The organism is Solimonas sp. K1W22B-7, from assembly GCF_003428335.1.
In the GTDB taxonomy this organism is placed as follows: Bacteria; Pseudomonadota; Gammaproteobacteria; order Nevskiales; family Nevskiaceae; genus Solimonas_A.
On the sequence record NZ_CP031704.1, the window covers coordinates 5,143,846 to 5,156,684 of the forward strand.

Here is a 12,839-nt window from a genome sequence, read left to right on the forward strand (position 1 = left end):
GATCGCCCCCATGTCGCTGATCCAGTCCACCGCCCGGAATCTCTCCCTGCTTGCCTCCATGGGGCAGACGGCCGGCCAGCAGAACATGATGCAGCTGATCCAGCTGCGCTGGCTGGCGGTGTTCGGACAGGTGCTGACGATCGCCCTGACCACTTCCCTGTTCGGCATCCAGCTGCCGCTGCAGGCGATGTTCGGCATCGTCGGCGGCCTGATCCTGCTGAACCTGTTCAACCTGGTGCGCCCGCGCCGCAACGGCGAGGTGCGCAACAGCGATCTCATGGCCGGCCTGCTGCTCGACGTGGCCGCGCTCACCGCGCTGCTCTACTTCAGCGGCGGCGCCACCAACCCCTTCGTGTTCCTCTACCTGCTGCAGGTCGCGCTCGGCGCGGTCCTGCTGACGCCCCGCTCGACCTGGGTGCTGGTGGGCGTCACCACCCTGTGCTTCGCCGGCCTGACGCGCTACTACCTGCCGCTGCCGCTGCACTCTGCCGATCCGGGCCGGCTGTTCGAGCTGCACGTCATCGGCATGCTGGTCTGCTTCGTGCTCGACGTGGCGCTGCTGGTGGTGTTCATGACGCGCATCAACAGCAACCTGCGGCGCCGCGACGCGCGCCTGGCCGACCTGCGCCAGCAGGCGGCGGAAGAGGACCATATCGTGCGCATGGGCCTGCTGGCCTCGGGCGCGGCGCATGAGCTGGGCACGCCGCTGGCAACGCTGTCGGTGATCCTGGGTGACTGGAAGCGCATGCCGCAGTTCCGCGACGACGCCGATCTGCTGCAGGAGATCGTCGACATGGAGGGCGAGGTGCGGCGCTGCAAGGCGATCGTCACCGGCATCCTGATGTCGGCCGGCGAGGCCCGCGGCGGCGCGCTGGCACTGACCACGGCGGCGAGCTTCCTCGACGAACTGGTCGGCGAGTGGTGCAATACCCGCCCGACCGTGGCGCTGGACTACCGCATCGACGACAGCGGCGGCAGCCGCTGGATGAAGGTGCCGATCGTGTCGGACTCCGCACTCAAGCAGATCATCTGCAACGTGCTGGACAATGCCGCCGATGCCTCGCCCGCCTGGGTCGGCCTCACTGCCGCCTGCCCCGACGGCCAGCTGAGCCTGTCGGTGCAGGACCGCGGCCCGGGTTTTGCGGCGGAAATGCTGGCGCAGGTCGGCAAGCCCTATCAGTCCAGCAAGGGACGCCCCGGCGGCGGCCTGGGCCTGTTCCTGGTGGTGAACGTGCTGCGCAAGCTCGGCGGCGGCGTCAGTGCCGAGAACCTGCCGGAAGGCGGCGCGCGGGTGACCCTGCGCCTGCCGCTGTCGGCGCTGTCGATCGGAGGCGAGGATGAGCGAAGCACCTGAGCGTCTGCTGCTGATCGTCGAGGACGACGAGGCCTTCGCGCGCACGCTGAAGCGCTCCTTCGAGCGCCGCGGCTACCGCGTGCTGCATGCCGCCGATGCCGGCCAGGCGCGCACGCTGCTGCAGGCGGAAACGCCGAGCCACGCGGTGGTCGATCTCAAGCTGGGCTCGGAGTCGGGCCTGACGGTGGTGCAGCTGCTGCACCAGCAGCAGCCGGAGATGATGATCGTGGTACTGACCGGCTTCGCCAGCATCGCCACCGCGGTGGAGGCGATCAAGCTCGGCGCCTGCAACTACCTGGTCAAGCCTTCCAACACCGACGACATCGAGGCCGCCTTCAGCAACGAGCCGGCGGAGCCGCAGCTGCCGGCAACCGCGACCCGTCCGACCTCGATCAAGACGCTGGAGATGGAGCGCATCCACGAGGTGCTGGCGGAGACGGGGTTCAATATCTCCGAAACTGCGCGGCGGCTGGGGATGCATCGGCGGACTCTTGCCCGGAAGCTGGCCAAGCGTTGGGTTCCTTGAAGCGTCTGCTGTAGCTCCCTCTCCCCGCCTGCGGGGAGAGGGAGTGTCAGCGGAGCATCTTCAGGATAGCTTCTTCATCCGCCAGCGCAAAACCGGCGTGCACCCACTTTCCTTTCGCAATCACCGGCCGCTTCGCCAGCGAAGGCTGCGACGACAACAGCGCCGCCGCGTTGCCCGCATTCAACCCTTCGCGCGTCGCCTCGTCGAGCTTGCGCCAGGTCGTGCCCTTGCGGTTGACCACGGTGTCGACGCCCAGCGCGTCGATCCAGGACTGCGCCAGTTCGCGCGGGAGCCCTTCGGCCTTGAAGTCGTGGAAGCGATAGGCGACGCCCGCCTCGGTGAGCCGGCGCAGGGTGCGCTGTACCGTGTCGCAGTTCTTGATGCCGTGGACGACGACCATTTCGCAAAGCCCGCAGGAATGAGCCTGCGATTTTACTCCGCCTTGCGATAGAGATTGACGATGCTGGAGAAGTCCTGCGCGCCGGCGTCCTGCGAGTGCAGCGCATAGAGATTGCGCGCCAGCTCGCCCAGCGGCACCGCGCTGCCGCTGGCGATGGACGCCTCGGTGGCCAGGCCCAGGTCCTTGAGCATCAGGGCGCTGCCAAAGCCGCCGCTATAGCCGCGCGAAGCCGGCACGTTGTCCATCACGCCCGGCCAGGGGTTGTACAGCTCCAGCGACCAGTTGCGGCCGGAACTCTTCACCATGATCTCGGACAGCACCTTGGGATCGAGGCCGTTGGCGACACCGAGCGCCAGCGCCTCGGCGGTGCCGGCCATGTGGATGGCCAGCAGCATGTTGTTGGCGATCTTGGCCACCTGGCCCGCGCCGCTGCCACCGGCGTGGAAGATGTTCTTGCCCATGGCGGACAGGTAGGGACGGGCGCGCTCGAGCGCCGCCGTGTCGCCGCCGACGATGAAGGTCAGGGTGCCGGCCGCGGCGCCGGCGGTGCCGCCCGACACCGGCGCGTCGATGAAGGCCAGGCCGCGCGCCTGCGCGGCTTCGGCGACCTTGCGCGAGGAGACCGGCGCGATGGTGGAGCAGTCGATCACCAGGGTGCCGGGCGCGATCTGCGCGACCAGGCCTTCGGTTCCCAGGTACAGGGACTCGACGTGCTTGCTGGCGGGCAGCATCGAGATCACGACCTCGGCGGCGGCCACGGCATTTGCGGGGCTGGTGGCAACCGTTGCGCCGGCGGCGCGCGCGGCTTCCAGCGCGGCGGGGGCGAGGTCGTATACGGCCAGGGCGTGGCCGGCCTTGATCAGGTTCTGGGCCATCGGGCCGCCCATGTTGCCGAGGCCGATGAATGCGATTTGAGTCATGAATTCCTCTTGTCTTGTCTCCTCTCTCCCGCTTGCGGGAGAGAGGTCGGGAGAGAGGGTTTCTGTAAATCTTGCAGGAGTTACAGAAACCCTCTCCCTTGATCCCTCTCCCGCAAGCGGGAGAGGGAAACGCACGTCTATGCCACTCCCACCGACGCCAAACTATCCGTCCAAGGCGCCCGGAAATGCTCCGCCACCCACTCCGGCGTCACCTCCGCCAGCGTCGGCGGCGTCCACTTCGGCGCGTTGTCCTTGTCGATCAGCAGGGCGCGCACGCCTTCGGCGAAGTCCGGGTGGGCGCAGCATTGCAGCGCCACCACCAACTCCATGCGGAACACCTCGGCAAGGCTCATCGTGGAGGCACGCTCGCGCAGGGCCCAGACCAGGGCCGCCGTGGTCGGCGAGCCAGCGGCGAGCGTCGCGGCAGCGCGCTTGAGCCAGGGATTGTCGCCGGCATAGCCGGTGATGGCGGCGTAGACCTCGCGCAGGCTGGCGCCGGCGGTGAGGGCTTCGATGGTCTGCGCGTGCTGCTGCAATGGCGAAGCCGGCAACGAAGCCTGCGCGGCCTCGGCGAAGCCGGCGAGCAGTTGGCTCAGCAGCGCACGATTGGCCCCGGCGGAATCGCCCCAGTCGGCAGCGGCCAGCTGATCGAAGATCGCCTCCCGATCCGCGGCGCGCACAAAGTAATCCGCCAGGCCCGCCACCCGCAGGTCATGAGCATTGATCGAGGCGCCGGTCAGCGCCAGGAACAGGCCCATGCGGCCCGGCATGTTGCGCAGGAACCAGCTGCCGCCGACGTCGGGGAACAGGCCGATGCTGATCTCGGGCATGGCGACGCGCGAAGTCTCGGTGACGACGCGATGGCTGGCGCCGGCCATGAGGCCGAGGCCGCCGCCCATGACGATGCCGCTGCCCCAGACCAGCAGCGGCTTGGGATAGCGGTGGATGCGGTAGTCGAGGCTGTATTCCTCGTCGAAGAACGCCATGTTCGCAGCGTTCGGCGGCGGGCCCTGGTGATCCAGGATCGCGCGGTGGAGGCTGCGCACGTCGCCACCGGCGCAGAAGGCCTTCTCGCCGGCACCGTGCAGGACCACGCAGGCGATGGCGGGATCGGCCGACCAGCGCTGCAGCTGCGGATCGAGCAGGCGGATCATCGGCAGGCTCAGGGCGTTGAGCGACTTCTCTGCATTGAGCTGGGCGTAGCCGATGCGCTTGCCGTTGGCCGCGGTGACTTCGCGGAACAGCACCGGGCTGTCGAGGGGAGCGGTGTCAGCCATTGGTCCACTCCGGCTTGCGCTTCTGCAGGAAGGCATTGACGCCCTCCTTCTGGTCCTGGGTGTCGAACAGGTCGACGAAGCGCTCGCGCTCCACCGGCAGGATCTGCCGCAGCGGGTTGCCGCGCGCGCCCTGGATCAGGGTCTTGCAGATGGCGACGCTGGTCGGGCTCTGCCTGGCGACCTGCCCGGCGAGCGTCAGTGCAGCCTCCAGCGCGCCGCCGCTGGGCACGACCTGCTCGACCAGGCCGATGCGCAGGGCGGTGGCCGCGTCGATGCGCTCGCCGCAGAGGATCAGGCGCTTGGCCCAGCCCTCGCCCACCAGCCAGGGCAGGTTCTGCGTGCCACCGGCACAGGGCAGCAGGCCGACCGTGGCTTCCGGCAGCGCCATCTGCGCATGCTCCTCGGCGATGCGCAGGTCGCAGGCCAATGCCGCTTCCAGGCCGCCGCCCATGGCGTAGCCGTTGATCGCGGCGATGCTGACGCCGCGGAAGTCCGACAACGCTTCGAAGGCCTCGCCGAAGCGGCGCGCCAGCTCGCGCGCCCGCGCCTTGTCGCCGTCGGCGAACAGCTTGAGGTCGGCGCCGGCGGAGAAGAACTTGGCGCCCTCGCCGGTGATGACCAGGGCGTAGATCTCGCGGTCGGCGTTCAGGTCGGCGACCAGGCGCTTCAGGTCGGCGAGGCTTTCCGCCGTCCAGGTGTGGGCCGGCGGATTGCTCAGGAACAGCACGGCGGTGTGATCGCGCTTTTCCAGCTTCAGGTTGGTGTAGCTCATCTCAACTCCTCGGTTGCGCCCTCGCGCAGGATGGCGCGGGCAACAATCACCCGCATGATTTCGTTGGTCCCTTCCAGGATCTGGTGTACGCGGCTGTCGCGGACGTGCCGCTCCAGCGGCAGTTCGCGCGAGTAGCCGTAGCCGCCATGCAGCTGCAGGGCCTCGTTGGAGACCTGGAAGCCGACGTCGGTGGCGTAGCGCTTGGCCATGGCGCAGTAGGTGGTGGCGTCGGGGCTGCCGGTGTCGAGCTTCCAGGCGGCCAGCCGCACCATCTGCCGCGCGGCGACCAGGTCCGTGACCATGTCCGCCAGGCGGAACTGCAGGGCCTGGAACTGCGACAGCTCGCGGCCGAACTGCCGGCGGACGGTGAGGTGTGCCTGCGCCCGGTCGAGCGCCGCCTGCGCCGTGCCGACGGAGCAGGTGGCGATGTTGATGCGCCCGCCGTCGAGGCCCTTCATCGCGATGGTGAAGCCGTCACCCTCTTCGCCGAGGCGGTAGTCCTCGGGCACTTCGACCTCGTCGAAGCTGATGGTGCGGGTGGGCTGGCTGTTCCAGCCCATCTTGTGCTCCTTCTTGCCATAGACGATGCCCGGCGCGTCTGCCGGCACGGCGAAGGCGCTGATGCCCTTGGCGCCATCGTTGCTCGTGCGCGCCATCACCACCAGCAGGTCGGTGCCGCCGGCGCCGGAGATGAAGATCTTGCTGCCGCTGATGCGGTAGCGGTCGCCATGGCGCACGGCGCGGGTCTTGAGCGAGGCGGCGTCGGAGCCGGCGCCGGGCTCGGTCAGGCAGTAGCTGCCCAGGGCCTGGCCGCTGGCCAGGCGCGGCGCCCAGTCCGACAGCACCCGCCCCTGGCCCCAGGTCGCGACCACCCAGGTCACCATGTTGTGGATGGTGATGTAGGCGGTGGTGCTGGTGCAGCCGGCAGCCAGCTCCTCGAAGATCACCGCGGCGTCGAGGCGCTTCAGCCCCAGGCCGCCCGCGGATTCCGGCGTATAGACCCCGCAGAACCCCAGCTCCCCGGCCTTGGCGATGGTCTCGCGCGGGAACTCGGAATCGGCGTCCCACTGCGCGGCATTGGGCGCAAACTCGTGGCGCGCGAAATCGCGCGCCGCCGCCTGCAGCGACAGCTGCACATCATTGAGTGCGAACTCCATGTGTCATGGCCTTACTTCAGGCTGATCGTGGTGTTCACGCCGACCGACAGCGTGCTGTCGTCGAACCAGCGCTGCGTGACGGTCTTGGTCTGGGTGTAGAACAGGATGACCTGCTTGCCGTAGGGGCCGAGGTCGCCGAGCTTGGAGCCGCGCGAGCCGGTGAAGGAGAACAGCGGCACCGGCACCGGGATCGGCACGTTGATGCCGACCTGGCCGACGTCGATGTCTTCCTGGAACTTGCGCGCGGCGGCGCCGGACTGCGTGAACAGCGCCACGCCGTTGCCGTTGGGGTTGCTGTTGATCAGCTCGATGGCCTGGTCCAGCGTGTCCACCGAGACGATCACCTGCACCGGCCCGAAGATTTCCTGGTCGTAGATCGACATGCCGGGTTTGGCACCCGAGAAGATCGTGGGGCCGACGAAGTTGCCCTGCTCGTAGCCGGGCACCGAGGGATTGCGGCCGTCCAGTTCCAGCTTCGCGCCATCGGCGAGGCCGCGTGCGATCAGGCCGTCGACGCGCTCGCGCGCCGCGCAGGACACCACGGGACCGACATCGGTGCCGGGCTCGTGGCCGGCATTGACCTTCAGCGTCTTCGCCTTGGCGACGATGTCCGGAATCCACTGGTTGGCCTCGCCCACCAGCACCGTCACCGAGGCGGCCATGCAGCGCTGGCCTGCGGCGCCGAAGGCGGCGCCGGTGAGATTGTTCAGCGCCTGCTCCCTGTTGGCGTCGGGCAGCACCACGGCGTGGTTCTTGGCGCCCATCATGCACTGCGCGCGCTTGCCGGCCAGCGTGGCGCGGTTGTAGACGTGCGTGCCGACCTTGGTCGAGCCGACGAAGGACACCGCCCTGATGTCCGGGTGATCGCAGAGGCCGTTGACGACGTCCGGGCCACCGTGGACAACGTTGAGCACGCCCCTGGGAACGCCGGCTTCCAGCGCCAGCTCGACCAGGCGCATGGTCACCATCGGGTCCTGCTCGGACGGCTTCAGCACGAAGGTGTTGCCGGTGGCGATGGCCATGGGGAACATCCACAGCGGGATCATCGCCGGGAAGTTGAAGGGCGTGATGCCGGCGCAGACGCCCAGCGGCTGCAGGATGGTGTAGGTATCGACACCGCCGGCGACATTGGTCGCCAGCTCGCCCATCTGCAGCGTGCCGATGTTGGCGGCATGCTCCACCACCTCGAGGCCGCGGAACACGTCGCCCTCGGCGTCCGGCAGGGTCTTGCCCTGCTCGGCGGTGAGGATCGCCGCCAGCTCCTTCATGTTCTCGCGGATCAGCTGCTGGTACTTGAGGAAGATGCGGGCGCGCGCACCGATCGGCGTCTTGCGCCAGGTCTTGAAGGCTTCCTTGGCGGAAGCCACCGCGGCATCGAGTTCCTCCGGCGTGGCGAAGGGCACGCGCGCCAGGACTTCCTGGGTGGCGGGGTTGATGACGTCGCGCCAGTCGCGCGACTTCGACTCGATGAATTCACCGTTGATCAGCAACTTGATGCTGGGGATCGCCGCGTTGGGCTTGAGGACAGCTGACATGAATATGCTCCGCGAGTCTTCGCGGTCTGCCCGGGGAAGGCGCGCACAACCGCCCGGCCGGACGAGGCTCAGGTCAGGGCACGCACGCTTCGTGTTCCGTCTGCAAACCGCCATGCCGTCACGCCCACCGCGAACGGGATTCTTGAACGCGCGCTCCGACCGTTGTCGAAACGTGCGCATGCAGGCCGGTCTCCGGACTTGCAAGGATTTCTGCGCGGCCTTCCCGATGTCGACATCAGTGGCGTAGAGGCGCAGCGACGCTTGCTTACCGTTGCGGGGGCAGTTGCGGCATGACCGGGCTTGTCGCCCAGGGCACCGCATTCCCGTTTCACCCTGGATCCGGATAAGGACCAGGGCACCTGCATGGGGCGGATTCTAGTGCGGGATGTGGCAGGGAGCAGTGCCGGAATCCGCCGAAATGATTGAGCGTTTTTGCCATGTTTCGATTCCCGGCAGAGGATCAATGGCCGCGCACACCGGGTATTCGCTCCGAAAATCCGACTGCGCCCTTAGTCGCAGGGTCGACCTGCGCGCAGCCACTTTTTACCATGCCGGAGCGTTGCGCCCTCAGGTCTCGGACAGGACCGTCTGCAGCAGCGCGCGGTAGTAGGCCACGCGCGGGAAGCGGTTGATGCCGAAGTTGAAGGTCCGGTAGCTCACGCCCCAGTGATGCGTGCGCACGGCGCCGAGATGCAGATTGTTCTGCGCCGGCACCTGCGGCGCCGGCGGCAGCAGGTTGTCGGGCAGCGCCACCTGGCCGTCGTTGTAGACCGTGATCGGGTCGGTAACCAGTGCCTGCCGGTGCATGGCCCAGTCGTCGAGGTTGAGCTGCCACCAGCGGCACCGGTAGTCGGCCAGCGGCATCACCGCGGCGGCGGTGTAGTAGCGCAGCTGCGGCGGCAGGCGGGGCGCGTAGTCGCGGGCGCGGGCCTGGCGCACCGGGTGCCCCAGCGCGCCGACGCCGTGGATCATGTCGTCGCAGAGCTGCGGCGTGCCCAGGCCCACCAGCTTGCCGAACCAGGGATGGCGCCGCGCGAAGGCCACCAGCTTGTCCATCGACACCAGCTGCGGCGACTCACCGATGCAGTCGTCCGCAAGATACGACCCGCCGATATCGCCGCAGAGACCGAGGAAGCCGCGCGTGACGCGCAGGATGAACTCGTCGGCGTAGGCGCCGCTGTTCAGCTCGGCCAGCAATTCCAGCGCCAGCGGGGCGCCGTAAGAATAGCCGACGAAGAACAGGCGGTAGCCCTCGCCCACCCAGCGCCGCAGGCTGGCGCTGCCCTGCAGCATGCGGAACATCGCCGGCACGATATGCGCGCTGGCGGCATTCGAGCGGGGGTAGCGCAGGTACACCAGCTTGAGCCCGTCGCCCGACTGGTAGAGCTGCTCGCGCGTCGCGCCCTCTGCCGGGTGCAGCATCAGCACCGTATGCGGCGAGCCCTTGCGCTGCACCTGCTCGTGCCAGGAGAAATTCTTCAGCGTCTCGTGGGTGAAGCCCGGCACCAGTACCAGCACGGTCTTTTCCCTGCGGAAGAAATGCTCGTCGATGCGCAGCGAAGGTTCGGGCAGCTCCGCCAGCATCGCCTCCACTTCCGCCTCGCTGTAGGCCAGCCCGGAAAGATCGCGATCGCGGTCCGGGCCGAGGATGCGCAGGTCTTCGGGGCAGTAGGGCTTCCACATCCAGCGCGCGATCTGCGCCGGGCTGTGCCCTTTGGCACGCAGCTGCCACAGGAAATGATCTCGGAAACGCCGGGCGGCATCGTCGTTCATCGCTCCCCCTCGGTCGACGTCGTTCTTGTAGTCCCCAGCCCCTACGGTAGCGCGAAGAACCGCCATTCATCGAGTGACGCTTGAAATGTGCCAGTGTTCAATGTAAATATTACCTCGAAGAAAGTCGTTCGCCGGAGTCCGTAACATCATGACGAGCAGCACCGAACACCACGCCCTCAAGGCCCGTCGCGCCCAGTTCGATTTCAGCCAGACCCCGCTGCACTGGATCCCGGGCGACCCTTTCGCCACCCACATGATCAATGGCATCCACCTGCTGCTGCCAGCCGGCGAGCTGTGGTTCTGCCGCGTCTACAACCAGGCGCTGCCGCTGGTCAGCGACGCCCGCCTGCGCCAGGACGTGGAAGGCTTCATCCGCCAGGAGGCCTGGCATGCGCGCGCGCATATCGGCGCCCACGACTACCTCCGGCGCCATCAGCTGGAGACCAACGAGTTCCTCGCACGGGCCAACCACCTGTTCGGCGAGTTGCTGGGGGATGCGCCCTTCGGCCTGAAGCTGCTGCAGCGGGAGCCGCTCAAGCGTCACTGGCTGGTGCTGCGCGTCGGCCTGATCGCGGCGATCGAGCACTTCACCGGCATGCTCGGCCAGTGGGCCATGGACAACAAGACCTGGGACAGGGCCGACCCGGTGATGGCGGACCTGTTCCGCTGGCACCTGGCCGAGGAAGTGGAGCACCGCAGCGTCGCCTACGACCTGTTCGAGCACCTGTGCCGCACGCAGATCGGCTTCTACGTCAGCCGCCAGGCGCTGATGGCCGTGGTGTTCCCGATGTTCATGCTTGCCCTCACCGAGAGCTATCGCGAGCTGGCGAGCCAGGATCGCAGCGACCGCGCCAGCCGCGCGCTGTCGCGCCGCTCGCTGCTGCGCCTGCTGCTGGAAGTGGAGCGCGTCGGCCGCAGGACCGAAAACCTGCCGCCGCTGAGCTTCCTGGTCGCCGGCGCGCTGCGCTGGATCTCGCCGCGCTTCCACCCGGTTACCGAGGGCGACACGCAGCAGGCGCTGGATTACCTGGCACGCTCGCCAGCCGCGCGGGCAGCGATGCAGCAGTAGGGCCGCAGTGCCGTCTCAGTGCCTGCCGTCTTCCTGCAGCTCGGCATCCGGTAGATAGCTCACACCCTTCATGCCGGATTCCAGGATCGCCTGGCGCAGCACGGCGATCGCCTTGCGGCGCGGCCAGGACTTGCGCCAGATCAGTGCGATGCGGCGGTTGGGTCCCGGCGGCACGAAGGGCTTGGACAGCAGGTGCCCCGGATCCTCGGCGCGGTTCTCCACCGAGGCGCGCGGCAGCACGGTGATGCCCAGGCCGCCGACCACCATGTGGCGGATCGTCTCCAGGCTGCTGCCGGTCTGCGGCCGCGGGCCGGCGCCGTCGGGCTCCACGCACTTGGGGCAGGCCTCGATCACCTGCTCGCGGAAGCAATGTCCCGGCCCCAGCAGCAACAGGGGCTCGCCCGCGAGCTGGCGCGCCGGAATCTGCTTCTCGCCGGCCCAGTGATGGTCACGCGGAATCAGGACGACGAAGTCCTCGTCGTAGACCGGCCAGGCGGCCAGGCCGGTGAGGTCCACCGGCAGCGCCAGCAACGCCACGTCCAGCTCGTTGTCGCGCAGCTGCTCCAGCAGCTTGGCGGTGAAGTTCTCCTCGATCACCAGCGGCATCAGCGGCGCGCGCGCGCGCATCAGCGGCACCAGGCCGGGCAGCAGGTAGGGACCGACGGTGTAGATCGCGCCGAAGCGCAGCGGGCCGTTGAGCTCGTCGCGGCCCTCGCGCGCCAGGTCCTCGATCAGCTTGGACTCGGCCAGCACGCGGCGCGCCTGGGTGATGATGCGCTCGCCCACGGGGGTAGGCTTGGCCTCGCCGCGGTTGCGCTCGAACAGGATCACGCCGAGCTCGTCCTCGAGCTTCTTCACCGCCACCGACAGGGTCGGCTGGGAGACGAAGGAACGCTCGGCCGCGCGGCCGAAGTGGCGTTCCTTGTCGAGGTTTACGAGATAGCGGAGTTCGGTGAGGGTCATCTCTGGAAGCCGGGGCTAGGCCCTGGTCCCCGCAAGCCAGTCCCTCGGCTTCAGATACCGCTCCAGCAGCGCCGCCTCCGGCGAGCCCGGCTCGGGCCGGTGGTCGTATTCCCAGCGTACCTGCGGCGGCATCGACATCAGGATCGACTCGGTGCGGCCGCCGGACTGCAGGCCGAACAGGGTGCCGCGGTCCCAGACCAGGTTGAACTCGACGTAGCGGCCGCGGCGCAGCAGCTGCCACTGGCGCTCGCGCTCGCCGAACGGCTGGTCCTTGCGGCGCGCGACGATGCCGGCGTAGGCCGAGCCGAAGGCCTCGCCCACGCGCTGCATCAGGGCGAAGCCGGCCTCGAAGCCGCCCTCGCTCCAGTCGTCGTAGAAGATGCCGCCGACACCGCGCGGCTCGTTGCGGTGCCTGAGGAAGAAGTACTCGTCGCACCAGGTCTTCAGCTTCGGGTAGACGTGCTCGCCGGCCGGGACGCAGGCCTCGCGCGCCGCGGCATGCCACTCCTGGCAGTCCTGGTCGTAGCCGTAGTAGGGCGTCAGGTCGAAGCCGCCCCCGAACCACCATACCGGCTCCTCACCGGGCTTTTCGGCGACGAACAGGCGCACGTTGCAGTGGCTGGTCGGCGCATGCGGGTTGCGCGGGTGCATCACCACCGACACGCCCATGGCGCGCCAGCTGCGGCCTTCCAGCTCCGGGCGATGTGCGCTCGCCGAGGGCGGCAGCTTGCTGCCGTGCACCAGCGAGAAGCCGACGCCCCCGCGCTCGAACACCGCGCCGTCGGCCATCACGCGCGAGACCCCGCCGCCGCCTTCGGCGCGCTGCCAGGGATCAGTGCCGAAACGGGCGATGCCGTCGATCGCCTCGAAGCGCTCGCAGAGACGCGCCTGCAGGCTGCGCAGCCAGGTTTCGACGGTGGTGAAGTCGGGGGTGCTCATCGGAGAGATTGTCCCCGTAGTGTTGAAATGATTGCAAACCAATCGGGACGGTTCCGTTCTTTGGCCGCATGAGGAAGCTGAGCGCACCAAGCCATCCATCCAGGCCCAAGCCCATGAAAACGAAGGTGGAGAGTCCGGCGCGCACCTCGATACG

At 68.3% G+C, this 12,839-nt stretch carries 12 protein-coding genes and 1 riboswitch; of the genes, 3 read left to right on the forward strand and 9 right to left on the reverse strand.

Going from position 1 to position 12,839, the window contains the following annotated elements:
• The first annotated feature begins 10 nt into the window (after positions 1-10).
• Together D0B54_RS23030 and D0B54_RS23035 are read left to right on the forward strand one after the other, a co-directional pair.
• Complete coding sequence (locus D0B54_RS23030) at positions 11-1,354, forward strand: ATP-binding protein (RefSeq protein ID WP_205527217.1); 1,344 nt, start codon at positions 11-13, stop codon at positions 1,352-1,354.
• Positions 1,338-1,880, forward strand: coding sequence for a response regulator transcription factor (locus D0B54_RS23035; protein WP_117294577.1), 543 nt, complete (start codon positions 1,338-1,340; stop codon positions 1,878-1,880). The genes D0B54_RS23030 and D0B54_RS23035 overlap by 17 nt, the downstream gene beginning before the upstream one ends.
• Before the next feature lie 46 nt (positions 1,881-1,926).
• On the opposite strand, the gene D0B54_RS23040 is transcribed toward D0B54_RS23035, so the two are convergent.
• The 7 genes from D0B54_RS23040 to D0B54_RS23070 all read right to left on the reverse strand — a co-directional run bounded on the left by D0B54_RS23040 (position 1,927) and on the right by D0B54_RS23070 (position 9,714).
• A complete protein-coding gene (locus D0B54_RS23040; protein WP_117294579.1) occupies positions 1,927-2,280 on the reverse strand; it encodes an ArsC/Spx/MgsR family protein in 354 nt (117 codons plus the stop codon).
• A 32-nt stretch (positions 2,281-2,312) separates the two neighbouring features.
• Positions 2,313-3,200, reverse strand: a complete 888-nt coding sequence (gene mmsB / locus D0B54_RS23045; protein WP_117294581.1) for a 3-hydroxyisobutyrate dehydrogenase — start codon at positions 3,198-3,200, stop codon at positions 2,313-2,315.
• Positions 3,201-3,337: 137 nt separating this feature from the next.
• Positions 3,338-4,477 carry an enoyl-CoA hydratase/isomerase family protein gene (locus D0B54_RS23050; RefSeq protein WP_117294583.1) on the reverse strand — a complete coding sequence of 380 codons (1,140 nt, stop codon included), beginning with the start codon at positions 4,475-4,477 and terminating at the stop codon, positions 3,338-3,340.
• Entirely contained in the window at positions 4,470-5,249 is a 780-nt protein-coding gene (locus D0B54_RS23055; RefSeq protein WP_117294585.1) for an enoyl-CoA hydratase, read from the reverse strand. Before D0B54_RS23055 ends, D0B54_RS23050 begins: the two co-directional genes overlap by 8 nt.
• A complete protein-coding gene (locus D0B54_RS23060; protein ID WP_117294587.1) occupies positions 5,246-6,406 on the reverse strand; it encodes an acyl-CoA dehydrogenase family protein in 1,161 nt (386 codons plus the stop codon). Before D0B54_RS23060 ends, D0B54_RS23055 begins: the two co-directional genes overlap by 4 nt.
• Positions 6,407-6,417: 11 nt before the next feature.
• Positions 6,418-7,941 (reverse strand): CoA-acylating methylmalonate-semialdehyde dehydrogenase, encoded by a 1,524-nt coding sequence (locus D0B54_RS23065; RefSeq protein WP_117294589.1) that lies wholly within the window; start codon positions 7,939-7,941, stop codon positions 6,418-6,420.
• 166 nt (positions 7,942-8,107) lie between these two features.
• Positions 8,108-8,319: riboswitch (cobalamin riboswitch) on the reverse strand.
• A gap of 189 nt (positions 8,320-8,508) precedes the next feature.
• A complete protein-coding gene (locus D0B54_RS23070; RefSeq protein WP_117294591.1) occupies positions 8,509-9,714 on the reverse strand; it encodes a hypothetical protein in 1,206 nt (401 codons plus the stop codon).
• Between the two features lie 148 nt (positions 9,715-9,862).
• Here D0B54_RS23070 and D0B54_RS23075 point away from each other — a divergent pair, with 148 nt between their 5' ends.
• A complete protein-coding gene (locus D0B54_RS23075; RefSeq protein WP_117294593.1) occupies positions 9,863-10,783 on the forward strand; it encodes a metal-dependent hydrolase in 921 nt (306 codons plus the stop codon).
• A 15-nt stretch (positions 10,784-10,798) separates the two neighbouring features.
• On the opposite strand, the gene D0B54_RS23080 is transcribed toward D0B54_RS23075, so the two are convergent.
• Entirely contained in the window at positions 10,799-11,746 is a 948-nt protein-coding gene (locus D0B54_RS23080) for a hydrogen peroxide-inducible genes activator (protein ID WP_117294595.1), read from the reverse strand.
• A gap of 15 nt (positions 11,747-11,761) precedes the next feature.
• Positions 11,762-12,685, reverse strand: a complete 924-nt coding sequence (gene hemF / locus D0B54_RS23085; protein ID WP_117294597.1) for an oxygen-dependent coproporphyrinogen oxidase — start codon at positions 12,683-12,685, stop codon at positions 11,762-11,764.
• Positions 12,686-12,839: the final 154 nt, after the last annotated feature.